Here is a 23,315-nt window from a genome sequence, read left to right as displayed (position 1 = left end):
ATGACCCAGTCATTGAACCGCATCGCCGCCATGACGGCGCGCTACTACTACATCCTGCGCTCGTCATGGCTGCGGCTGCTCGAGATCGTCTACTGGCCGGCGATGCAGATGATGGTGTGGGGTTTCCTCTACACCTATCTCTATCAAAGCAAGTCGGCGATGGCCTCGACCGCCGGCCTGCTGCTCGGCGCCGTCCTGCTCTGGGACGTGCTGTTTCGCGGCCAGCTCGGCTTCACCTTCACCTTCCTGGAGGAGTTCTGGTCGCGCAACCTCGCCAATTTGATGATGAGCCCATTGCAGCCGTTCGAGCTTGCGGCCTCGCTGATGCTGATGAGCCTGATCCGGCTGGTGATCGGCACGTTGCCGGTGACATTGTTGACGCTGCTGCTGTTCGGCTTCAACGTCTATGCGATGGGGCCGGGGTTGATCGCGTTCTTCCTCAACCTCGTGCTGACCAGCTGGGCGATCGGGCTCGTCGTCGCCGGCCTCGTGATCCGCCAGGGTCTCGGTGCCGAAAGCCTCGCCTACTCGATCATGATCGTGCTGCTGCCGCTGTGCTGCGTCTACTATCCGGTCGAGGCGCTGCCTCTCTGGCTGCATCCGGTCGCCTGGTCGCTGACGCCGACCTATGTGTTCGAGGGCATGCGCGCCGTGCTGCTCGACGGCACCTTCCGCACCGACCTGATGATCGAATGCCTCGCGCTCAATGCCGTCTATCTCGGCGTGGGCTTCGCCACATTCGTCGCCTTGTTGCAGAGCGCCCGCCACAAGGGCGGCCTGCTCACCATGGGCGAGTAAGGGGAGACATCCATGAGCCGCATCGAGCGTTTTTTGCCCCGCAGACATCTGACACCGGTGTCGCCAGACGCCACGCCCGCGCAGGACGATGCGCCTGTCAGCCTCGGTATCGATGAGGCGCCGGCCATCGTCGTCGAGGACCTCTGCAAGAAGTACCGCACCCATTGGGCGGTCGACGACGTCAACTTCAACGTGCCCAAGGGCTGGACCGTCGGCCTGCTCGGCGGCAACGGCGCCGGCAAGACCACCACCATCGCCATGATCATGGGCCTGGTGGTGCCAAGCTTCGGCCGCGCCATGGTGCTCGGCCACGACATGGCGACCGAGCGTCACAAGGTGCTCAGCCGGATGAATTTCGAAAGCCCCTATGTCGCGTTGCCGGGGCGGCTCACCGTGCGGCAGAACCTGACGGTGTTCGGGCGGCTCTATGGTGTCGCCAATCTCAAGGCGCGGATCGAGGAGCTGATCGAGGATTTCGGGCTCGGCGACGTGCTCGACCGCGTCACCGGGCGGCTCTCGGCCGGACAGAAGACCCGGGTTGCCGTCGCCAAGGCGCTGATCAACGACCCGGACGTGCTGCTGCTCGACGAGCCGACGGCATCGCTCGACCCTGACCGCGCCGAGTGGGTGCGCGGCCGGCTGCGCGCCTATCAGAAGCGCCGCGGTGCCACCATCCTGCTGTCGTCACACAACATGACCGAGGTCGAGCAGCTCTGCGACTTCGTCGTCATCATGAGTCAAGGCCGCATTGTCGCGATGGGGCGTCCGGGTGAGCTCGCCGAGCGCTTCAAGTGCCGGGACCTCGACGAGGTCTTCATCTATCTGGCGAGGGTGGCATGATGTCCTCATTTGGTTCTCCGAACGACAAGCCGGTTGCGATCCGTCAGGAACGCCGTTCGGACGTGGCGGCGCGAGAGGGTCTGCTCGACGCTGCATTCGGTCCTGGCCGCTTGGCCAAGACCTCGGAGCGGCTGCGCGAGGGCCGCAAGCCTGCGCGCGGCCTCGCGTTTGTCGCGCGCCGTGGCGGCCACCTGGTCGGCACATTGCGGCTGTGGCCTGTCGTGACCGCCACCGGTCACGTCGGCCTGCTGCTCGGCCCGCTCGCGGTGGCGGAGGAGGCGCGATGCCTCGGCATCGGCGCCGCGCTGATGCGGCAAGCCTTGCAGCGGGCGCATCGGCTCGGCCACGGCGCCGTCATCCTGGTCGGCGATGCCGCCTATTACAGCCGCTTCGGCTTCTCAGCGGCGCAGACCGGAGCGCTCCGGATGCCCGGTCCATATCAGCGCGACCGTCTTCTGGCCTGCGAGCTGGTGCCGGGCGCGCTGCGCGGGGCGGGCGGCCTGATTGCCGCAGCCGGCCCGCCGCCGTCGCGGCTGTCCGGATTGATGGACCGGATCGCCGGCAGCCAGGCCCCGATCGGGCAACCGGCCTGATTTACGCCACCCTTTTCCGCCTCGGGGGCATGGCGGTTTGGTTGTTCTTGGCGTAAAGCACCCCAAATCGTCATGCGGCTGTGCCGCCTGCCGGGTACGCAGCTTCAGGTCGTCCCGCTCGACGTTCCGCGCCCGGACCAATCAAGGTTTCCCATCTCGTGCCCTTTCCGACCACAAGTTCGCCGCTCGCCCGTGCCTTGGCTGAGCGCAACTACGAACAGCCGACCCCCGTCCAGCTCGCCGTGCTCGCGGACGATGCCATTGGCCGTGACCTGCTCGTTTCGGCCCAAACCGGCTCGGGCAAGACCGTTGCCTACGGATTGGCCATGGCAAAGGACCTGCTCGACGGCGCCGAGCGGTTCGAGCCGGCGGCCGCGCCGCTGGCACTGATCGTCGCGCCGACCCGCGAGCTCGCCTTGCAGGTTCAGCGCGAGCTCGCATGGCTCTATGAGCATGCCGATGGCCGCGTCGTCTCCTGCGTCGGCGGCATGGACCCGCGCCGCGAGCAGCGCGAGCTTGCCGCGGGCGCCCACATCGTGGTCGGCACGCCCGGCCGGCTGTGCGACCATTTGCGGCGCGGTCGTCTCGACATTTCGGGATTGCGGGTCGTCGTTCTCGACGAGGCCGATGAGATGCTCAATCTCGGCTTCCGCGAGGACATGGAATTCATCCTCGAGACCACGCCGGACACCCGCCGCACTTTGCTGTTCTCGGCGACGTTCCCGCGCGGCATCGTCGCGCTGGCCAAGCAGTATCAGCAGCAGGCGTTCCGGATCGAGGTCGCGGGCGACGAGGGTGGCCACGCCGATATCGAGTACCGCGCCATCCGGGTGGCCGCCGACGATGTCGAGCACGCGGTCGTCAACCTGCTGCGCTTCCATGAGGCGCCGAGCGCGCTGGTGTTCTGCAACACAAGAGAAGCCGTCAGGCATCTGCAGGCTGCGCTGCTGGAGCGCGGATTCTCGGTGGCCGCACTGTCGGGCGAAATGACCCAGAACGAGCGCACCCAGGCGCTGCAGGCGTTGCGCGACGGACGCTCCCGGGTCTGCGTCGCGACTGACGTCGCGGCGCGCGGCATCGACCTGCCGAGCCTCGACCTGGTCATTCATGCCGATCTGCCGAAAGACCCCGAGGTCATGCAGCATCGCTCGGGCCGCACCGGCCGGGCTGGCCGCAAGGGCGTCAGCATCCTGCTGGTGCCGCCGGCCCGGCGGCGGCGTGCCGAATTGCTGCTGGATCACGCCGGCATCGATGTGGTGTGGGGCTCTGCGCCGCAGGCGGATGAGATCCGCAAGCTCGACCATGACCGCCTGCTGCACGACGCGGTGTTCTCGGAAGAGGTGACATCAGATGATCTGGTGCTCGCGCAGGCCTTGCTTGCCGAACGGTCGCCCGAGGCGATTGCTGCGGCGCTGGCCCGGTTCTATCGCGCGCGGCTGCCTGCGCCCGAAGACATTCTCGATCCCGGCGAGGGCCGGGGCCGTGACCGCGACGATCGCCGCGGCGAACGCACCTCGCGCCGCGACGATCGTCCTGCCGGGCCACGATCGAAGGCCGGCAAAGTCTCCCCGCGTCACGGCATGGAGGAGGCTACCGTCTGGTTCCGCGCTTCGATCGGACGCCGAAAGAATGCCGAAGCCCGCTGGCTGTTGCCGATGATCTGCCGTCGCGGCGGCATCGACAAGCACGACATCGGCGCCATCAAGATCTCGGATACGACCACCGAGTTCGAGATCGCCGCGCGGGTCGCGGATTCCTTCGCGGTCAAGATCAAGCGTCCGGACAAGGAAGACACCATCCGCATCGAGCCGCTGGCGGATGCTCCGCAGCGAGAGGCGCACGTGGAAAAGCCGCCGCGTAAGCCCAGGAACGAGCCCAGACAAGATTCTTGGCGCGATCAGGACGACGGCGGATACAGGGCTCCTCGTGGCGAAGAGTCGCGCGATCACGCGGCCGCAAAGCGGCGCGGCAAGCCCGACCGCGAGACGAGAGCGTTTTCGAGCGAAGGCGCGAGCGGTTCGCGAGAAGACTATGCTTCAAGACAGGAATCCAGAGGGCCGTCCCGATTCGATCGCGATGGCAAAGGCGCGAGGCCGACATCCGGCGATGAGCCGAGGTTCGGCAAGAAAAAGAAGCACCGGGGCAAGGCCGGACACACCGGACTGACGCAATGGCCGGACACGTCGGCGAAGCCGAAGTTCGGCAAGAAGCCGAAGAAGAAGCGGCGGGGCTGAACTGGCGTGCGTGACGTTTGAGCTGCGATGCTGCAACAAATCAGCGTCGTCCCGGTCTAGTGCACAATTGCGCACGGGGGACCCATTACCCCGAATGCTCATTGTTGCACAACGCTGGGGCCACGGCTCGCTTCAACAACACAAGCCTGTGGTTATGGGTCCCGGCCTTCGCCGGGACGACGATGTGGAGAGAGCTCCGTGTCGAAACTCGATTGCGAGTAGCCGCGGCATCTTTTGGCCGCTACGCCACCAGCGCGATCTTCGGCACAGCGGCGAGCACCGATTGATTGCGGCCGTTGGCCTTGGCGGCGTAGAGCGCCTTGTCGGCGGCTTCGATCAGGTCGGACCATTGCTGGCCGGCGAGCGGCCGCATGCTGGCGGCGCCGATGCTCACCGTCGTGATCAGCTCGCCCTCGGACCATTGCTGGACCTTGCCGCGGATGGTCTCCGCCAGGTTGAAGGCCTCGAGCGCGGTCGTGTTGGGCAGCAGCACGGCGAATTCCTCGCCGCCGAAGCGCGCCGGGCAATCGCCGGCGCGGCGCACCGCATCCGAAATGCAGATCGCAATTCCCACCAGCACCTGGTCGCCGGCCTGGTGTCCAAAGGTGTCGTTGTAGGCCTTGAAGTGATCGGCATCGATCATCAGCAGCGCGACCGGCTGGCCGTAGCGACCGGCACGGCGCCATTCGCGGTCGATCTCGGCATCGAACTTGCGCCGGTTCTTCAGGCCGGTGAGGGCGTCGGTGGTCGCGAGCTCCTCGAGCTTGTCCTCGGCATCGGCGCGGCGGACGATCTCGCGGGCGAGCACCAAGGTCGCGCTGAGCACGAACAGCACCAGAACGGCCATGATCGTGCCGATCCGGATCGCTTCGGTGCGCCACAGATTGAACACGGCTTCGAGCGGCTTGCCGACCACCACGTAAAGCGGCCCGCTGCTGCTGCGCCTGACATAGAGCCGCGGCGTGTCGTCGACCGGGCCCTTGCCGGAGAACGCACCGCCCACCTTCAGGTTCTCGGATCTCCAGTCCAGCTGCTCGGCGAGGTTCTTGCCGATCACGTCGAGGTCGAACGGCGTCCGCATGATGATGGTGCGGTCGTTGCGCAGCACCGTGATGGTGTCGCCCGGTGTGAGATTCAGCCGCCCGAACAGATCGTGGAAGTAGCTGAAGCGGATCGAGCCGACCACGACGCCGAGAAAGCGGCCGTCCTCGCCGGTGATGCGCCGGCTCAGTACGATAGCGTAGGCCCCGCGATGCAACATCGGCCGGCTGACATACAGCCCGGTGTCGGGATGGTCGCGCTGGATGGCGAAATACTCCTCGTCGCTGCGGTTCTCCGGCTGCGGATCGAGGCTTGCCGCGTCGATGGTCAGATTGCCCCTGGTGTCGAACACCTGGATCGCGCCGAAATGCTTTGCGGTCGCGGCGTGATCGAACAGGATCAGCTGGCGCAGCTCCTTGCTGACGCCGCGGATCTCCGGCATTTCCAGATTGCTGGCGACCGCGCGCAGCGACAGGTCATAGAGCTCGACGTTGCGGCTGATGTCGGCCTCGATGCCTGACGCCAGATTCTCCAGAGTCCGGCGGGCCAGCTGTTCCTCGCCGCGGCGCATGTCGAACATCACGCCGGCGCAGACCGCGGAAAAGCCGACGACGGTCGCAACGGACGCCGCGATCAGCAGCTTTGCCGATAGCCGCCAGCGCCACCTTGCGTCGTTTCCCCGTCGAAATGGCATGTCCGCTCCAAAGCGCCGTCATGCAACGGGAAATCTTGTTGTCGCCTTAAATGGCGACAGCGGCCGCCGAATGGGTTAACGGGTGGTTGCGGAACCCTTGCTCATTGTCATCGAGGACGTTGTGAACGACTACGACGCGCTGCGGGATTATCTGAAGAAGCAGCATTTGACCGAATTCGTGCTGACCTTCGAGGAGATCGAGGCGATCATCGATGCGGCACTGCCGCGCGCCTCGCACCGGGCGTCGTGGTGGGAAACCCTGCGCAGCCCGCAGGAGAAGATGCCGCAGCGCGAAGCCTGCCTCGATGCCGGCTACATCGCCACGCGCCAGGCCGACGGCAAGAGCGTCAAGTTCAAGCGAATGCCGAAGCCGCGCTAAGCCGCGATCCGGCGGGGTTGGATAGTAACGGCACAGAAGGTGCGCTCCCTCTCCCGCTTGCGGGGGGGGGCCGGGGTGGGGGCTCTCTCCGCGAGTCGCATTGTGGAGAAAGCCCCCACCCGCCACGCTACGCGTATCGGCCTCCCCCGCAAGCGGGAGAGGCGATGCGAGTGTGCGGAATGGCTAGTGCAGCCCAATCCCAGCGCACTTTAGCTCGCGGCTTCCAGCCGTTCCTCGGTGAGCAGCCGCGTCGCGGCATCGGCGTCCATCGGCTCGCCGAAGGCGAAGCCCTGCGCGTATTCGCAGCCGAGCTGGTAGAGCTCGACGGCATCCGAATCCGTCTCGGCGCCCTCCGCCACCACTTCCATGCCGAGGTCGTGCGCCAGCGCGATGATCGATTTCAGGATCACCGGGCGGGTGCCGCGGCTGGTGGTGCGGACGAAGGACTGGTCGATCTTGATGGTGTCGAACGGGAAGCGCTGCAGATAGGACAGCGAGGAATGCCCGGTGCCGAAATCGTCGAGCGACAGCCCGGTGCCGAGCTCGCGGATCCGCGCCAGCATCTGGGCGGCGTGCTCCGGATTCTCCATGACCAGCGATTCCGTCAGCTCCAGCTTCAGCGTGCCGCGCGCCACCGAGGAGCGCGACAGCACGGTGCGGATGTCGTGGATCAAATCGTGGCGCAGCAATTGCCGCGAGGACACGTTGACGGAAGCGAAGATCGGCTCGCGGGCGCGCATCGCGCGCTGCCACACCGCGAGCTGGCGCGCGGTCTGGTCCATCACGAACATGCCGAGATCGACGATCAGGCCGGTCTCCTCGGCGACGTTGATGAACTCCGACGGCGACATCCGGCCGAGCTTCGGATGGTCCCAGCGCGCCAGCGCCTCGAAGCCGGCGATCGCGCGATCCTCGAGCCGCACGATCGGTTGGTACAGGATCGTGATCTCCTGCCGCTCGATGGCGCGGCGCAGGTCGCTCTCCAGCGTCAGGCGGTCGGTCTTCCGCGCCCGCATCGCCGGCTTGTAGACGTCGATGCGGTCGCCGCCGATCCGCTTCGAATGATACATCGCAAGCTCGGCATCCTTGATGATCTCGTCGGTCAGCGGCGCGGCCGGGTCGGACAGCGCAAGGCCGATCGAGGCGGTCAGGAAGATCTCGCGGTCGTTGAACGCGATCGGCGCACGGATGGTCTTGCGGATGGTCTCGGCGAAATTGGTGATCCGCGCCGGGTCCTGCTCGGATAGCAGGATCAGGCCGAACTGGTCGCCGGCCATGCGCGCCAGCGTGTCCTGCGGCTTGAGGATGCGGGTGAGGCGGCGCGCCAGCGTCAGCAGGATCGAATCGCCGACCGCGATGCCGACGGAATCGTTGACCTGCTTGAAGCGGTCGAGATCGATCACCATCAAGGTTGGCCGCAGGTTCGGCATGGTCTTGGCGAGGTTCGCCACCGCGCCGAGGCGGTCCATGAACAGCCGGCGGTTCGGCAGCCCGGTCAGATTGTCGTGCACGGAGTCGTGCAGCATCCGCTCTTCGGAGTTCTTGAACTCGGTGACGTCGGTCAGGGTGCCGACCACGCGCGAGACCTCGCCGTCGGAGCCGACCACCGGCCGCGCCTTCAGCGCGAACCACATGAAATGGCCGTCCGGCGTCCGCAGCCGGAAATCCTGCACCAGGCGGCCGCGGCGCTGGTCGAGCACGCTGTCGAGTGCGGCGCGGAAGCGGTCCTGGTCGAGCGGGTGCAGCACCTCGAGCCATTTCGCGGCCGGGCCTTCCAGCGTGCCGCGCTTCAGGCCGAGCAGCGCCTCGGTCTCCGGGCTGGTGAACACCTTGTCGGCGGACACGTCCCAGTCCCAGATCAGATCGCCGGAGCCGGTCAGCGCCAATGCGCGGCGCTCGACATCGGAGACGACGCCGGTGGTTGCGCCGCCGCCGGCGAAAGCGTGTTGCATCACCGTAAATCCAATGAGCATCACGATCAGCACGAGGCCGCCGAGCAGTGCCGGGCCGACGATGTCGTTGGTCACGGAACCCGCGACCGTCATGCCGGCCGCAACCACCCAGACCACCAGCAGGAACCAGGTCGGGATCAACAGCACCGCGCGGTCGAAGCCGTGGGTCGAGAGATAGACGATCAGCGCGAAGCCGGCGAAGGCGATCATCACCAGCGACATGCGCGCGATGCCGGAGGCGACCGCGGGATCGAACAGCGCCAGCGCCACCAGCGAGCCGAGGAAGACGAGCCACCCGATCGTGATGTGCGAGTAGCGCACGTGCCAGCGACTCAAATTCAGATAGGCGAACAGGAACACCAGCAATGTCGCCGCGAGGATCGCCTCCCCCGCCGCGCGCCAGACGCGCTCGGCGTTGTTCGACATGTCGAGCACCTTGCCCCAGAAGCCGAAGTCGACGCCGATATAGACCAGCACCGCCCAGGCCAGCGCCGCGGCGGCCGGGAACATGATGCTGCCCTTGACCACAAACAAAATCGTGAGCACGAGCGCGAGCAGGCCCGAGATGCCGATCACGATGCCCTGGTACAGGGTGAACGAGTTCACCTTGTCCTTGTAGGCGTCGGGTTCCCACAGATAGAGCTGCGGCAGCTTGTCGGTGCGCAGTTCTGCGACATAGGTGACGACAGCGCCGGGATCGAGCGTGATGCGGAAGACGTCAGCGGTCGGGCTCTCCTGCCGCTCGGGACGGTCGCCGACCGACGGCGTGATAGTCGCGATACGCGACAAGCCGAGGTCGGGCCACAACAGGCCTGACGACACGATGCGATAGTGCGGCGCGACGATCAGGCGGTCGAGCTGGTCGTCGGTGTTGTTGGCGAGCGCGAACACCACCCAGTTCTGGCCGCCTTCGCGGGCGCGAACTTCGATGCGGCGCACGATGCCGTCGGTTCCAGGCGCAGTGGAGACCTGGATGCGGTCGGTTTCGCTGCGCTGATGGTCGAGAACCGCGGTGAGGTCGATCGCCGGCGCATCGCTGCGCACGCTGACCGCGTCGATCGCATACGCGTCAGGCGCAGCGGCAAACATCATGAGGCCCAGCGCCAGCAGCGCAAGGCACCTGATCAGACGCAATGTCAGTACTCCGCGATCGACAAACTGCCCGGGCCCGGCGACCGGCCCGGAGGTGGCGCGATAAATGACACGAAAGCGAAGGGAATCAAAGGGTTTCCGCCCCTGCTTCCGCTGCGAGAGTTAAACCACCAACACAATTTTGCCAATATGTTCGCTGGTCTCCATGCGGCGGTGCGCATCGGCGGCCTTTTCCAGCGGGAATGTGCTGTCCATCAGCGGTTTGACGCGGCCTTCGCGTAGCAGCGGCAGCACCTTGGCCTCGATCACCGCGACCATCGCCGCCTTGTCCGCATTACTACGGGGACGCAGGGTCGAGCCGGTGTGGTGCAGCCGCTTGATCATCAGCTTGGCGAAATTGGCCGTGGCCTTCGGTGTTCCCGACAGGAACGCGATCTGGACGATGCGGCCCTCGACCGCGGCGGCGTCATAGTTCCGGTCGATATAGTCGCCGCCCACCATGTCGAGGATGACGTCGGCGCCGTTGCCGCCGGTCGCCTGCTTCACGGCCTCGACGAAATCCTCGGTCTTGTAGTTGACCGCGCGATCGGCGCCGAGCTTGAGGCAGGCATCGGCCTTGTCCTGCGAGCCGACGGTGACGATCACTTTGGCGCCGAACGCCTTGGCAAGCTGGATCGCCATCGTGCCGATGCCCGACGAGCCGCCGTGAATCAGCAGCGTCTCGCCGGCCTTGAGCGCGCCGCGCTCGAACACGTTGTGCCACACGGTCATCAGCGTTTCCGGAATCGCGCCGGCTTCCTGCATCGTGAGCTGCGGCGGCACGGTCATCGCCTGCGCGTCCTGCGCGATGCAATATTGCGCGTAGCCGCCGCCGGCGACGAGCGACATCACCTTGTCGCCGATCTTGTGCTTTGCGCCTTCACCGAGCGCGACCACTTCGCCCGCGATCTCGAGGCCGGGCAGGTCGCTGGCGCCGGGCGGCGGCGGATAGGAGCCGGAGCGCTGCGCGACGTCGGGGCGATTGACGCCGGCGGCCGCGACCTTGACCAGGATTTCGCCGGCCTTCGGCACCGGCACTGCACGGGTCTCCGGCACCAGCACCTCCGGGCCACCTGGCTTGCTGATGGCAACGACGGTCATTTGCGCGGGCAGGTTTGGCATGGTTCGTCCCTGGTCAGTGAAGAGGATTGGCTCGTGGCATACCGCCTTTTGCAACGAAGCGAAACGCCATTAAGTCCCGAACCGCCTCGTCAGATGGGCGGCTTTTTCGGGGCTGATTTTCTCGACCGGCAGGCCGAGCCTTGCGACCGGCGTGCCCGCGCCACTGTCCAGCAGCGGGAGGAGTGGGCCATTGGGCCAGAGCGGGATCACATCGTCGCGACCGAGCGCGCCAAGCACGCGCTCGGCAAGGTTCGGCACGATGCTCCAGGCCAGCGTGGCGCCAAGCGCGACAAGGTTGAGGCCCGTGCGGGTGACGACCGCCGCGCGTGCGGGATCGGACTTGATCGCCGTCCATGGCGCGGTGTGCTGCAGGTAAGCGTTCGCGGTGTCCCAGATCGCGCGGGTCGCGGCCGCAGCGGCGCGAAACTCCAGCGCGGTGTGATGGCACTGGAGCGCCGCGATGCGCTGCGCCAGATCATCCGCGAGTTGCCGCTCGGCGTCACCGGGTGCACCGCCATCCGGAATGCGGCCATCGAAGGCGAGATGCGCAAAGCTGATGATGCGGTTGGCGAGGTTGCCGAAGATGTCGGCGAGATCCTTGTTCACATCGGCAACGAATCTGGTGACGGCAAAATCGGTGTCGGCACTTTCGGGCGCGTTGGCGATCAGCCACCAGCGCCAGAGATCGGCCGGCAATTCCTCCAGCGCCGCATCGGTGAAGATGCCGCGCTTGCGGCTGGTCGAGAACTTGCCGCCCTCGTAAGTGAGCCAGTGGAATCCCTTGATCACATCGGCGGTCTTCCACGGTTCGCCGGAGCCGATCAGCGTCGCCGGAAAGCTCACGGTGTGGAACGGGATGTTGTCCTTGCCGAGAAACTGGATGTAGCTGACATCATTGGCCTGCCACCACCATTGTCGCCAATCGCGGCCGGGCGCAGCGGCGGCCCATTCCTGCGTCGCCGCGATATAGCCGATCGGCGCGTCGAACCAGACGTAGAACACCTTGCCGTCAAAGCCTTCGCGCGGCACAGGAATGCCCCAGGCGAGATCGCGCGTGATGCAGCGGTCGCGCAGTTCGGCATTGAGCCAGCTCTTCGCGGTCGACACCACGAAGGGCGGCCAGCCGGTGCGGCTGTCGATCCAGGCGCCGATGCTGTCGATAAGTTGCGACTGGCGCAGGAACAGGTGGCGGCTGTCGCGGATTTCGAGCGCGCGGTCGCCTGATAGCGCCGAGCGCGGATCGATCAGGTCCGGCGGGTCGAGCAGCGTGCCGCAATGGTCGCATTGATCGCCGCGCGCCGATCCATCGCCGCAGTGCGGGCAGGTACCGAGCACGTAGCGGTCGGGCAGGAAGCGCTGGTCGGCCGGCGAGAACACCTGCCGCGAGGTCTGCGCCTCGATCAGTCCGGCTGCGTCGAGCCGGCGATAGAAGTGCTGCGTCAGCGCGTGGTTGTGCGGCGAGCTGGTTCGGCCGAAATGATCGAAGGAGAGGCCAAAGCGCCGGTAGATGTCGGCCTGGACGGCGTGCTGCGCGTCGCAGAACGCCCGGACGTCCTGCCCAGCCTCGATGGCGCCGAGCTCGGCCGGCGTGCCGTGCTCGTCGGTCGCGCAGATGAAGAGCACGTCGCAGCCTGTCTGCCGCCGGAAGCGGGCATGGACGTCGGCAGGCAGCAGCGAGCCGATCAGATTGCCGAGATGCTTGACGCCGTTCACATAAGGAAGGGCGCTGGTGATGAGAATTTTGGTCATGGGTCAGGGTCTTTCGCGTTCGGTGATGCCGGCCCCAAGGAAAATTCCGACGAAATCAAACCGGAAAAATCAAAAAGCCCTCCCGCATGATCGGAAGGGCTTGGGGTCGGCTCATGCCTGGCGCGCAGGCGCACTATCCCGTCCGGTCAGACTCCTTGCGGTCGGGCCGGGGCATTCGCGTCAGATGTTGCGCGCACACGAAAGTCACTGCAAAATTCTCCTGCACGCAGATATTTATCATCTCTGGACGCACGGCGCCAGATCACCATCGCGGGGAGGACACATGCCGATTGAGGATGAGGACCGGCCGCGGAAGAAGATCGCCCACGAGATCGGGCAGGATCTCTCGCTGCTGTCGGTCGAGGAATTGACCGAGCGCATTGCTCTGCTCAATGCCGAAGTCGACCGCCTGAAGGAAGCGATGACCAAGAAGCGCGCGTCGAAGGACGCCGCGAACGCGTTCTTCAAGTCGTAGCGCTGCGACATCGCAAGCGTCGTCCGGAACAAGCGAGCATCGCGAGCGCGATCCGGGACCCATAACCACCGCTGTTTCTCGTCGTGTATGGCTGGGGCCACAGCTGCGCGCGACGCGGGCATTGGTGGTTATAGGTCCCGGCGTTCGCCGGGACGAGTCATGGTGATCGACTGAGGACCAAGTCGGACCTGTCCCAAACTAGGTCAATGGCCGACATGGCAAACAAAGCCTGAAGAAATCCGTTCATTTACGATCGGTTAAGCTTTCTCGATTATGACTGCATTGTCCTCGTTTGGACACCGAGTGGCTCCTGTCCACTCTGTTTGACGCCTCCCTGTTATCAACTTCAAAAGCCGCCGGAAACGGCGGCTCTTTTTTGTGCGTCCTATCCGTTGGAAACCATAAATCCGGTTGCGGCTGGACTCTGCGGCGCGCCCGCGCAATGATTTGTTCATCATAAGCTGGCGCGTCAGACGCCAGTGGGCGTTACGATGGTGTGAGGGCGTTAACCATGGCGGATCGTTCCCAGAACGAAGCCGGGCTTGTGCTGTTCAGTGAACGGCTGACCAATTCTGCGGCATTCGGCGTGCTGTTCCGGGAAGGCATGGATCTGGTTGAGCAGACCGCCGCCTATCTCGACGGCGACGGCCGTGCCGAGGCCAAGGCGCTGGAACGGTCCGTGAGCCTGACCTATGCCACCGAAAGCATGCGCCTGACCACGCGGCTGATGCAGCTCGCCTCCTGGCTGCTGCTGCATCGCGCGGTCAAGGAAGGCGAGATGACGCTGACCCAGGCCAATCGCGAGAAGACCAAGGTGAAACTGTCGGCCGCCGATCCCGGCCCGGCCGACATGGTGACCAAGCTGCCGGAGCAATTGCAGCAGCTGATCGCCCGCTCGATGGATTTGCAGGCGCGCGTCCGCCGCCTCGACACCACGATCCATGCGCCGGCGCCGGATCGCTCGTCGATCGGCAACCCGCTGGTGCCGCAGCTCAATCGGTTGAAGGCCGCGTTCGAGCAGTAAGGTCAGCGTTAGACGTCGCTGCGACGCGCGCGAGCCGCGAGCCTACAATGATCCATGATCTGATCGCAGCAGCCGAAGCGGTTACTGACGAGCGGTCGTTCATCCGACTTCTGCAACTGATGGCGCTTGATCGGCAGGACGAGCAGCAGAAGGAATTGGCGAGACCGAGCCCGCCCTATTCACCTGGAGCGAATGGTTGGGAGAACGGTTCGATCGCTGCTTTCTTGGATGCCGCCGCGTCGTGGGGCGAGGCCACATCGCGGACAACCAACCTCGGCACAGAAGCATCCAATGTTTGGCGTCGTGCAGCAATGATCATTGTCGCGGGCGCATTCTACGAGTGAACGCGTTGCCAGCGCTGCGGTGCATCTTGATCGATCACGCGCCGCAGCCTTTTCGTCGCAGCCTCCAGCTCCTCCGGTTCGAAGCCGCCGAAGCCGAGCATGAGGCCCGGCCGCGCCGCTGCCTGGTACATCGGTGAAATCGGCCGCACGACGATGCCGTCGGCGAGTAAGTCCTTCGCCAATTGTACGTCGTCGAAGCCCTGCGGCAGCCATAGCAACAGATGCATGCCCTGGTCGCTCGGCTGCAGCGTGAAATCATCAGGCATGTGACGCGCAAGCGCCGCGATCAGCGTCGCGCGCCGCGCGGCATAGACGCCGCGGATGCGCCGGATATGTGCTTCGAACAGCCCCTCGCGCATATAGGCCGCCAGCACATGCTGGTCGGCGGTCGGCGAGTGCCGGTCGAGCAGGGCGCGTGCGCCGGCGAAGGCGTCGATCAGCGGCAGCGGCGCCACGACGTAGCCGAGCCGCAGTGAGGGAAACAGCACCTTGCTCAGCGTGCCCAGATAAATCACCCGCGACGGCGCGAGGCCTTGCATCGACGGGAACGGATGACCCGCATAGCGCAGCTCGCTGTCATAATCGTCCTCGACAATCCACGCATTGCTTCGCTGCGCCCACGCCACCAGCGCGTTGCGGCGGGCCATGCTCAAGGGCATGCCGAGCGGATATTGATGCGAGGGCGTCACGAACGCCGCACGCGCATCCGGACACGTGGCAATAGCCGCATCGACGTCGATGCCTTGCGCATCGACCCGTATGCGCGTGGTGGTGAGATCGAGATCGTCGAGCACCGCCGTCATGCCGGGATAGGCGGGATCCTCGGCCCACACCCGATCGCCCGCCGACAGCAGCACACGGCCGGCGAGATAGAGGCCTTGCTGCGTGCCGGCCGTGATCACGACCTGCCCGGGTTCGCAATGCACCGCGCGGGATTTGCGCACGTAGTCGGCGATCGCCTGCCGCAGCTCCATCAGGCCGCGCGGATCGCCGTAGCTCGAAGGCGCGGCCGCGCGCGATGCGCGCACGCGGTTGCCGAGGCGGCGCCAATTGTCGTCGGGGGCGACCGCGCCTGCGGGGACCGCGATCGCGAACGGGACTTCGGGCATCGGCGTGAAGGCCGCCGCCACCTTGGCAAGTCGCACCGCGCGCGGCGGCAACGCGATCGGCGCTGATTTGTTCGGGCTGCGACCAGCCGGCGGGCGTGACGGCCGTGCTTGCTCGGCAAGCGTCGGCGCGACGCGGGTGCCGGCGCCGATTTGCGATTCCAGATAGCCCTCGGCCTGCAATTGCTCGAAGGCCTCCGTGACCGTGCCGCGCGCCACGCCGAGCGAGGCCGACAGCGCGCGGGTCGACGGCAGATACTCTCCCGCCTTCAACTCGCCGTTGGCGATGGCGGCGCGCAGCGCCCGCGCGATCTGCCGCCCGACCTGGCCGGCGCCGCGATCGACCGTCCGCAGCGAGGGGATGCTGATGGTGGCGCGCAGGCGGGGCATAGTGGACCAGTCATTGTGATCGAAAGTGGCTCTTATCATAGGCCACTTCGGCGCTAATGTGCGAGCAGCAATTGATGAGGTCTTCCAAGAGGTCTGCAATGTACCTGCCGCCGCATTTCAAGATGGATGAGCTCGGCCCGATCCATGCCGCGATGCGGGCCTCAAAGCTCGCGACGCTGGTCACCGCGACCGCGGACGGCCTGATCGGAACGCCGCTGCCGCTGATCCTCAATGAGAACGAAGGCGACTACGGCACGCTGTACGGTCACGTCGCGCGGCCCAACCCGCAATGGAAGCTGCCCGCCGTGGGCGAGGCGATGGCGATCTTCATGGGCCCCGACGCCTACGTGACGCCGTCCTGGTATGTGACCAAGGCCGAGCACGGCAAGGTGGTGCCGACCTGGAATTACCTCGCCGTGCATGTCTATGGTCCGGCCGAGTTCTTCGAGGATGCCGACCGCCTGCTCGACATCGTGACCCGGCTGACCCGGTTGCACGAGAGCTCGCGCAAGGAGGTGTGGCAGGTGAGCGATGCGCCTGATGATTTCATCAAGGCGCAGCTGCGCGGCATCGTCGGCTTCCGGATGCCGATCACACGGATCGATGCCAAGAAGAAGATGAGTCAGAACCGCAAGCTCGAGGACCGCGCCGGTGTCATCGCGGGTCTTGGCGCCAGCGACGATCCCGCGGATCGCGAGGTCGCAGCAATGATCCCGGCGAACTGAGACGAAAGCCGCCGATGGAATTGTACCTTGCCTTTGCGGTTACGACCGCGACCTTCGCGCTGATCCCGGGTCCGGCCATGCTGTACGCCGCGGCCCGCACGCTGGCGGGCGGCCGGCGCGCGGGGCTGATGGCCTCGCTCGGCCTGCATCTCGGCGGCTACGTTCATGTCATCGCTGCCGCCGCCGGCCTTGCGCTGCTGTTTCATGCGGTGCCGCCGCTATTCATGGCGATGAAGCTGGTCGGTGCGGCCTATCTGGTCTGGCTCGGACTGTCGCTGTTTCGCGATCGCGACAGCGCCAAGCGGCCCGAGTTGGCGCCGCCCTCCACGGAGCGCGCGTTCGCGCAAAGCATCGTCGTCGAGGTGCTCAACCCGAAGACCGCGATCTTCTTCCTGGCGTTCCTGCCGCAGTTCGTCGATGCGTCGGCCAGCCCGCCGGTCTGGGCCCAGCTGTTCCTGCTCGGCACCACGGTCAATTTGACGTTCTCGGCGGTCGATATCGTCTGCGTGTTTTTCGCCAGCGCCGTGATGGCGAAGCTGCAGCGCTCCCGGAGGTCACAGCGGATCATGCAGCGGATCGGCGGCAGCATCCTGGTCGCGCTCGGTGCGCGGCTTGCCTTTGGGGATCGCTAGGGACTGGGCGATCCATCTTCCGGCGCCGGCATCCTTAAGCACACCTGTCATCGCCCGGCAGACGGGTGATCACACCGAACTCGCTCGAGATCGCGCCACAAATTTCAGTGTCGTCCTGGCGAAAGCCAGGACCCATTACCCCGAATGCTCGCCGTTGCACGACGCTGGGGCCACAACCCTCTTCAACAGCACGAGACCCTGTGGTTATGGGTCCTGGCTTTCGCCAGGACGACGCGTGGAGACAGAGTCGCGCCAATCATTCAGCCAATTGATCCGGAGCAGCCCAAAACAAAAACGCCCCCGAAACGGAGGCGTTTTGCACGTGATCGCAGGGGTAATCCCGAAGCGGACTTTAGTCCTTCTTGAGGAAGCCCGAGAACTTCTTCTGGAAGCGCGAGACGCGGCCGCCGCGGTCCATCAGCTGCTGGGTGCCGCCGGTCCAGGCCGGGTGCGACTTGGGGTCGATATCGAGGTTCAGCGTGTCGCCTTCCTTGCCCCAGGTGGAGCGGGTCAGGTACTCGGTGCCGTCGGTCATGACGACCTTAATCGTATGATAATTCGGATGAATATCGGCTTTCATGACAGTTCCTTCGGCGCGCCAGCGCCCGTCTCAAGATGTATTGGATACGGGATTTGGGCGGCTCTATAACCCATGGTGCCTGGCAAAACAAGCCAAGAAAGGGCTTAAGCCCATCACCGGATTGGGACTTTACCGGATTTGCCAGCCGGGGGTCGGCAGGCCTATGTGGGGGGCGATAGAACCGGTCTAGATAATGAGTGTAGCCGAACAGCTTGAGACCCCTCGCGGCACCCCCGAGCCGCCGCGCGATGCGTTGCTCGATGAGGAGGCCTTCATCGAGAGCCAGATCATGGAGCCGACGAAGAGCCGTGCCCGCCTGCGGCCCCTGCTTGCGCTCGCGCCCTATGTCGCGCGCTACAAGGGGCGGGCAATCCTCGCGCTGATCTCGCTGACGATCGCGGCGATCACCACGCTGATCGTGCCGGTCGCGGTGCGGCGGATGATCGACCTCGGCTTCACGCCCGAAGGCATCGCGATGATCAACAGCTATTTCAGCGTGATGATCGCGGTCGTCGCGGTGCTCGCCTGTGCCAGCGCCTCGCGCTACTACCTCGTGATGACGATCGGCGAGCGCATCGTCGCCGATCTCCGGCGCGACGTGTTCGCGCATCTGATCTCGCTGTCGCCCTCGTTCTTCGATTCGGCACGAAGCGGCGAACTGGTGTCGCGCCTCACCGCCGACACCACCCAGATCAAGTCCGCGGTCGGCGCCTCGGTGTCGATCGCGCTGCGCAATCTGATGCTGTTCTTCGGCGCCGCCACGATGATGGTGATCACGAGCCCGCGGCTGTCCGGCTTCGTGCTGCTCGCGATTCCGATGATCGTGATTCCGCTGGTCGCGTTCGGCCGCTGGGTGCGGCGGCTGTCGCGCAACGCCCAGGACACGCTGGCCGACGCCAGCGCCTATGCGAGCGAGCTGGTCAACGCGATCCGCACCGTGCAGGCCTATACCGGCGAGCGGCTCGCCCGGACGCGCTTTGCCAGCGAGGTCGAGCAGGCCTATGAGGCCGCGCGCAGTTCGACCAAGGCGCGCGCGGTGCTGACGCTGATCGTGATCTTCATCGTGTTCGCCAGCGTCGTCGTGATTCTGTGGGTCGGCTCGCACGACGTGCTGATTGGAGCCATCAGCCCCGGCCGGCTCGGTCAGTTCATTCTCTATACGGCCTTTGCCGCGAGCGGCCTCGGCCAGCTCAGCGAGGTCTGGGGCGAGGTCTCGGCGGCATCGGGCGCCGCCGAACGGCTGTTCGAGATTTTGCGCGTCAGGCCGCAGGTCGCAGCTCCCGCGTCGCCGCGCGCACTGCCGCAGCCCGCGCGCGGCGATGTCGGCTTCGACAATGTCAGCTTCGCCTATCCGACCCGGCCCAACGCGCTGGCAGTCGACGGCGTATCGCTGAAGGTCGGCTCGGGCGAGAAGGTCGCGATCGTCGGCCCATCCGGCGCCGGCAAGAGCACGCTGTTCCATTTGCTGCTGCGCTTCTACGATCCGAAATCGGGCGCCATCTCGCTCGACGGCGTGCCGATCCGGCAGGCCGATCCGGCCGACGTGCGCGCGCGGATCGCGCTGGTCCCGCAGGATTCCGTGGTGTTCGCCGCGAGCGCCCGCGACAACATCCGGTTCGGCCGGCCCGATGCGTCAGACGCCGAGGTCGAGCGTGCCGCCGATCTCGCCCATGCCACCGAATTCCTGCGTCGGCTGCCCGACGGCTTCGACGCCCAGCTCGGCGAGCGCGGCGTGACGCTGTCCGGCGGTCAGCGCCAGCGCATCGCGATCGCGCGCGCGATCCTGCGCGATGCGCCGCTGCTGCTGCTCGACGAGGCGACCTCGGCACTCGACGCCGAGAGCGAGACGCTGGTGCAGACTGCGCTGGAGGAATTGATGCGCCACCGCACCACGCTGGTCATCGCGCATCGCCTGGCGACGGTGCTGTCCTGCGACCGCATCCTTGTCATGGACCAGGGCAGGATCGTCGAGCAGGGTACCCACGCCGAGCTGGTGTCGGCGGGCGGCCTCTACGCGCGGCTGGCGCGGCTGCAATTCGAAGGGCTTTGAGCGAATTGGGACTCCGCCTATGCGATTCCTATGCGATCGCATGCGCGCTCCCCTCGAAAACCTATTCCCGCGCAAGGATAGTCGCGCCGCGCCGGACCTCCCTCGACCGCCGAAGGAGCATCGGCGCGCGGGGTGTTCGACTGATGCGCGAGAATGCGACCGAACCGGAGAGCAAGTTGCTTCGGGCCTGGCAGCTTGCCGTGCTGCGATTCGCAGTGACGCTCGACGACGACGATCGGATGCATGCACTTGGTGTGGCCGGCGAGGTCGACCGGCTGGGCGGCGCGGACGATGATGCCTTCCACTTCTTCCGCAGGGCGACGGCGGAGCTGTGTGCGGCGATCTCCGGTCGGGGCGCGGATCGGGACGACGTCATCCGGCGATTCCTGGCGCAGATCGACAATGTCAGGCTCAAGCGCGCGATCGAAGCGGCGATCGCCAGGGACTGCACGCCGCCGAAACTCGTGGCAAACCGCGTCAAGCCCGATGCCGATCTCTGGCGCGGCCTGCCATCGCGGCGTGCAACCGGAGCGTAGGGAGGGGCTGTCTGCAATCGCCATCACGGCGCGGCGGATATTCCGCCACAGCATGTCGCCACAACCCTGGCCCGGCTTGCTGCGATGAGTGCGATGCGCTTCTCTGTGCTCGAGAGCGACCGGTCGGTGTCGGACAATGCGGGGAGTGACGAGATGGGTGGTTTGGTGATCAGCGGCGGCCGGGTGGTGGACCCGGCCAGCGGGATGGACGCGGTCGGCGACGTCGCGGTGGTCGACGGCAAGATCGCCGCGGTCGGCACCGGCCTCGGCGGCGCGGAACGGCAGATCGACGCCACCGGACTTGTGGTCGCGCCCGGCTTCATCGACCTGCACGCGCACGGCCAGACCATTCCGGCCGATCGCATGCAGGCGTTCGACGGGGTGACGACATCGCTCGACCTCGAGGCCGGCGTGCTGCCGGTGGCATCCTGGTACAAGCGGCAGGCCGAGAAGGGGCGGGTGCTGAACTACGGCGCCGCTGCCAACTGGGCGTTCGCGCGGATCGGTGCGATGACCGGCTCGAATTCGGAAAGCTCGCTGGAATCGTTCGGCGCAGCGATGCGCGATCGCCGCTGGATCGAGAACGTGGCGACCGAAAGCGAGGTCGGCGGCATTCTCGCGCGCCTTGCCAACGGACTGAACGAAGGCGGCATCGGCATCGGTATTCTCAACGCCTATGCGCCGGGCGCCGGCGTGCAGGAACTGACCGCGGTGTGCCAGCTCGCGGCGGATCATGCGGTGCCGACCTTCACCCACGTCGCCTACATGTCCCGCATCGATCCCGAGAGCGCGGCCGAGGCCTATATCCGCCTGATCGGCTATGCCGGCGCCACCGGCGCGCACATGCACATCTGCCATTTCAACTCGTCGAGCAAGACCGACATCGAACGCTGCGTTGCGCTGATTGCCAAGGCGCAGGCGCAGGGCCTGCCGATCACGGTGGAGGCCTACCCCTACGGCACCGGCTCGACCGTGCTGGCGGCGACCTTCTTCAGCGATCCGAAATTCGAGGAGCGCAACGGCCTCGGCTACGATTCGGTGCAGCGCGTGACCGACGGCCATCGCTTCGGCAGCCGCGAGGAGCTGCTGGCCGCGCAGGCCGCCGAGCCTTCGACGCTGGTGCTGTGGCATGTGCTCGATATCGAGAACAATCAGCACCATCGCGACCTGCTCGACATGGCGGTGCTGTATCCCGGCGGCGCGATCGCGTCCGACGCGATGCCGTGGACGCTGTCGGATGGCCGCCCTTACACCGGCGACGCCTGGCCGCTGCCTGACGATGCCACCTCGCATCCGCGTTCAGCCGGCTGCTTCACCCGCTTCATCCGCGAATGGGTGCGCGAGCGCAGGAAGGTGTCGCTGCTCGAGGGCATCCGCAAATGCGCGCTGATCCCGGCGGAAATCCTGTCCGCGAGCACGCCGGCGATGCGCGCCAAGGGCAGGCTGCAGGCGGGCGCCGACGCCGACGTCGTGGTGTTCGACTTCGAGACGCTGAGTGATCGCGCGACCTTCTCCGCGATGAACCGCCCGGCGGAAGGCGTGCGGCATCTCGTGGTCAGTGGCCAGCCGCTGATCAACGATGGCGTGCTTGACGTCGCCGCACGTCCTGGCCGGCCGGTGCGCCGGCCGATTGCCGGAGGCTGAGATGCCGGTCCCGATCCTGCTGGTCGCGGGCTTTCTCGGGGCGGGCAAGACCACGGTCGTGAACCATCTGCTGTCGCATGCGCAAGGCCGGCGCATCGCCGCGGTGGTGAACGATTTCGGCGCGATCAATATCGACGCGGAGCTGATCGCGGGCGCCAGCGATGGCGTGGTCAGCCTGAGCAACGGCTGCATCTGCTGCACGCTGGAGGGCGATCTGCTGCGCACGCTCGGTGGCCTGCTGCGGCGTGATCCGCGTCCCGAATTCATCGTGATCGAGACCAGCGGGATCGCCGATCCCGCCGACATCGTGCGCAACCTGATGGATCCCGTGGTGTGGAAGGAGGCGCCGCTGGAGGCGGTGCTGTGCGTGGTCGACGCATCGCAGCCTGTGGCCAAGCTGGATGATGCGCTGCTGCGCTCGCAATTGCGGGCGGCCGACGTGGTGGCGTTGAGCAAGGTGGACCTCGCCGATGCAGCTGCGTGCGCTGCGATCCGTGATGCGGTGCGGGCGGAGCGTCCGGCGGCTGTGGTGGTCGATGCGCCGCATGGCGAGGTGCCGGCCGCGTTGCTGTTTCCGGCCGACCTCGATCATATGCCGGCGCCGCGCGAGACCGCGCCGCGACGTCCGGTAGTCGACCGGTTCGAGACGCTGAACTGGACATCAGAATGGCCGGTGCGGTTGCCGCGCTTGCAGCAGGCGATCGGCAAGCTGGCGCCGAAGCTGGCGCGGGCGAAAGGATTGTTCGAGACGGTCGAGCAGCCCGGACGGCTGACGGTATTTCAACTCGCCGGCGGCCGCGCGACACTGGCTGCGGGCGGCGTGCCGGCACCGGGCGTGCCACGCACGCGTATGGTGTTCATCGCCGAGATGGGCGCGCTGTCGCGGGCCGAGATCGATGCGGTGATGCAGGGATGCGTCGAGGCTCAGTGAGGTAAGCTCGCACTCTGTTGTGACGTCGTGGCCACGACTTCCCGCAAAGCATGCGTGCGACAATCGCATCGAATTGACAGCCCATCCCGCACCACCTATCGTTTTTGTCGACGGTTCCCTTCGGGGATCAAAAGGGAATGCGGTGCGAGGGTAACCCCAATGCCGCAGCTGTCCCCGCAACTGTAAACGGCGAGCCTTTCGTCAATTTGCCACTGGGCCACTAGGCCCGGGAAGGCGTCGACAGGCGATGACCCGTGAGCCAGGAGACCTGCCGTCAGTCGTGGTCACACGCGAGCACATCGGGCGGGGGCGTCCTGGTGGGATCGGAGCACTGCCTTTTGGGCA

General features: G+C 66.1%; 20 protein-coding genes and 1 riboswitch. Of the genes, 14 read left to right on the top strand and 6 right to left on the bottom strand.

Going from position 1 to position 23,315, the window contains the following annotated elements:
- From CO675_RS22555 to CO675_RS22540, 4 genes are all read left to right on the top strand, one after another.
- A complete protein-coding gene (locus tag CO675_RS22555) occupies nucleotides 1-798 on the top strand; it encodes an ABC transporter permease (protein WP_245452865.1) in 798 nt (265 codons plus the stop codon).
- Nucleotides 799-810: 12 nt separating this feature from the next.
- A complete protein-coding gene (locus tag CO675_RS22550; RefSeq protein WP_097674038.1) occupies nucleotides 811-1,638 on the top strand; it encodes an ABC transporter ATP-binding protein in 828 nt (275 codons plus the stop codon).
- Nucleotides 1,638-2,231 (top strand): GNAT family N-acetyltransferase, encoded by a 594-nt coding sequence (locus CO675_RS22545; protein WP_245452869.1) that lies wholly within the window; start codon nucleotides 1,638-1,640, stop codon nucleotides 2,229-2,231. Before CO675_RS22550 ends, CO675_RS22545 begins: the two co-directional genes overlap by 1 nt.
- Before the next feature lie 158 nt (nucleotides 2,232-2,389).
- Entirely contained in the window at nucleotides 2,390-4,465 is a 2,076-nt protein-coding gene (locus CO675_RS22540; RefSeq protein ID WP_097674036.1) for a DEAD/DEAH box helicase, read from the top strand.
- Nucleotides 4,466-4,706: 241 nt separating this feature from the next.
- On the opposite strand, the gene CO675_RS22535 is transcribed toward CO675_RS22540, so the two are convergent.
- Nucleotides 4,707-6,200 (bottom strand): sensor domain-containing diguanylate cyclase, encoded by a 1,494-nt coding sequence (locus CO675_RS22535; protein ID WP_097674035.1) that lies wholly within the window; start codon nucleotides 6,198-6,200, stop codon nucleotides 4,707-4,709.
- 121 nt (nucleotides 6,201-6,321) lie between these two features.
- On the opposite strand from CO675_RS22535, the gene CO675_RS22530 reads away from it, so the two are divergent.
- A complete protein-coding gene (locus CO675_RS22530; RefSeq protein ID WP_097674113.1) occupies nucleotides 6,322-6,579 on the top strand; it encodes a DUF7662 domain-containing protein in 258 nt (85 codons plus the stop codon).
- Between the two features lie 209 nt (nucleotides 6,580-6,788).
- Here CO675_RS22530 and CO675_RS22525 read toward each other — a convergent pair whose 3' ends face one another.
- The 3 genes from CO675_RS22525 to metG form a co-directional block, all read right to left on the bottom strand.
- On the bottom strand, nucleotides 6,789-9,665 hold the full coding sequence (locus CO675_RS22525) for an EAL domain-containing protein (RefSeq protein WP_050422740.1): 2,877 nt from the start codon (nucleotides 9,663-9,665) through the stop codon (nucleotides 6,789-6,791).
- A gap of 120 nt (nucleotides 9,666-9,785) precedes the next feature.
- Nucleotides 9,786-10,784 carry an NAD(P)H-quinone oxidoreductase gene (locus CO675_RS22520; RefSeq protein ID WP_097674034.1) on the bottom strand — a complete coding sequence of 333 codons (999 nt, stop codon included), beginning with the start codon at nucleotides 10,782-10,784 and terminating at the stop codon, nucleotides 9,786-9,788.
- Nucleotides 10,785-10,853: 69 nt separating this feature from the next.
- Nucleotides 10,854-12,533: a methionine--tRNA ligase gene (gene metG / locus CO675_RS22515; protein ID WP_097674033.1), complete on the bottom strand. Its 1,680-nt coding sequence runs from the start codon at nucleotides 12,531-12,533 to the stop codon at nucleotides 10,854-10,856.
- Nucleotides 12,534-12,816: 283 nt separating this feature from the next.
- Between metG and CO675_RS22510 the strand changes: the two genes are divergently transcribed.
- The 3 genes from CO675_RS22510 to CO675_RS22495 all read left to right on the top strand — a co-directional run bounded on the left by CO675_RS22510 (nucleotide 12,817) and on the right by CO675_RS22495 (nucleotide 14,376).
- A complete protein-coding gene (locus tag CO675_RS22510; RefSeq protein WP_097674032.1) occupies nucleotides 12,817-13,008 on the top strand; it encodes a DUF1192 domain-containing protein in 192 nt (63 codons plus the stop codon).
- A gap of 511 nt (nucleotides 13,009-13,519) precedes the next feature.
- A complete protein-coding gene (gene rcdA / locus CO675_RS22500; RefSeq protein WP_021081334.1) occupies nucleotides 13,520-14,032 on the top strand; it encodes a protease adaptor protein RcdA in 513 nt (170 codons plus the stop codon).
- Between the two features lie 47 nt (nucleotides 14,033-14,079).
- Nucleotides 14,080-14,376: a hypothetical protein gene (locus CO675_RS22495; protein WP_097674031.1), complete on the top strand. Its 297-nt coding sequence runs from the start codon at nucleotides 14,080-14,082 to the stop codon at nucleotides 14,374-14,376.
- Here the strand turns inward: CO675_RS22495 and pdxR are convergent.
- The gene (pdxR, locus tag CO675_RS22490; protein ID WP_097674030.1) at nucleotides 14,367-15,872 is read right to left on the bottom strand and encodes a MocR-like pyridoxine biosynthesis transcription factor PdxR; all 1,506 of its coding nucleotides are present in this window, start codon (nucleotides 15,870-15,872) and stop codon (nucleotides 14,367-14,369) included. The genes CO675_RS22495 and pdxR overlap by 10 nt on opposite strands.
- Before the next feature lie 98 nt (nucleotides 15,873-15,970).
- Between pdxR and CO675_RS22485 the strand changes: the two genes are divergently transcribed.
- Both CO675_RS22485 and CO675_RS22480 read left to right on the top strand, forming a co-directional pair.
- Nucleotides 15,971-16,597 carry an FMN-binding negative transcriptional regulator gene (locus CO675_RS22485; protein WP_097674029.1) on the top strand — a complete coding sequence of 209 codons (627 nt, stop codon included), beginning with the start codon at nucleotides 15,971-15,973 and terminating at the stop codon, nucleotides 16,595-16,597.
- A gap of 14 nt (nucleotides 16,598-16,611) precedes the next feature.
- Nucleotides 16,612-17,229: a LysE family translocator gene (locus CO675_RS22480; protein ID WP_097674028.1), complete on the top strand. Its 618-nt coding sequence runs from the start codon at nucleotides 16,612-16,614 to the stop codon at nucleotides 17,227-17,229.
- Between the two features lie 352 nt (nucleotides 17,230-17,581).
- Here the strand turns inward: CO675_RS22480 and rpmE are convergent, their stop codons facing one another.
- A complete protein-coding gene (gene rpmE, locus CO675_RS22475; RefSeq protein ID WP_016845230.1) occupies nucleotides 17,582-17,809 on the bottom strand; it encodes a 50S ribosomal protein L31 in 228 nt (75 codons plus the stop codon).
- Nucleotides 17,810-18,002: 193 nt separating this feature from the next.
- Here rpmE and CO675_RS22470 point away from each other — a divergent pair, with 193 nt between their 5' ends.
- The 4 genes from CO675_RS22470 to CO675_RS22455 all read left to right on the top strand — a co-directional run bounded on the left by CO675_RS22470 (nucleotide 18,003) and on the right by CO675_RS22455 (nucleotide 22,970).
- Nucleotides 18,003-19,859, top strand: a complete 1,857-nt coding sequence (locus tag CO675_RS22470) for an ABC transporter ATP-binding protein/permease (RefSeq protein WP_097674027.1) — start codon at nucleotides 18,003-18,005, stop codon at nucleotides 19,857-19,859.
- A 143-nt stretch (nucleotides 19,860-20,002) separates the two neighbouring features.
- Entirely contained in the window at nucleotides 20,003-20,395 is a 393-nt protein-coding gene (locus CO675_RS22465) for a hypothetical protein (RefSeq protein ID WP_245452864.1), read from the top strand.
- A 93-nt stretch (nucleotides 20,396-20,488) separates the two neighbouring features.
- A complete protein-coding gene (locus tag CO675_RS22460) occupies nucleotides 20,489-22,039 on the top strand; it encodes an amidohydrolase family protein (protein WP_097674111.1) in 1,551 nt (516 codons plus the stop codon).
- A 1-nt stretch (nucleotide 22,040) separates the two neighbouring features.
- Nucleotides 22,041-22,970: a CobW family GTP-binding protein gene (locus CO675_RS22455; protein WP_097674025.1), complete on the top strand. Its 930-nt coding sequence runs from the start codon at nucleotides 22,041-22,043 to the stop codon at nucleotides 22,968-22,970.
- A gap of 94 nt (nucleotides 22,971-23,064) precedes the next feature.
- Nucleotides 23,065-23,260, top strand: a riboswitch (cobalamin riboswitch).
- Nucleotides 23,261-23,315 lie beyond the last annotated feature (55 nt).

Source organism: Bradyrhizobium sp. C9 (genome assembly GCF_002532045.1).
Classification (GTDB): domain Bacteria; phylum Pseudomonadota; class Alphaproteobacteria; order Rhizobiales; family Xanthobacteraceae; genus Bradyrhizobium.
This window is presented reverse-complemented; position numbering and strand designations above follow the sequence as displayed.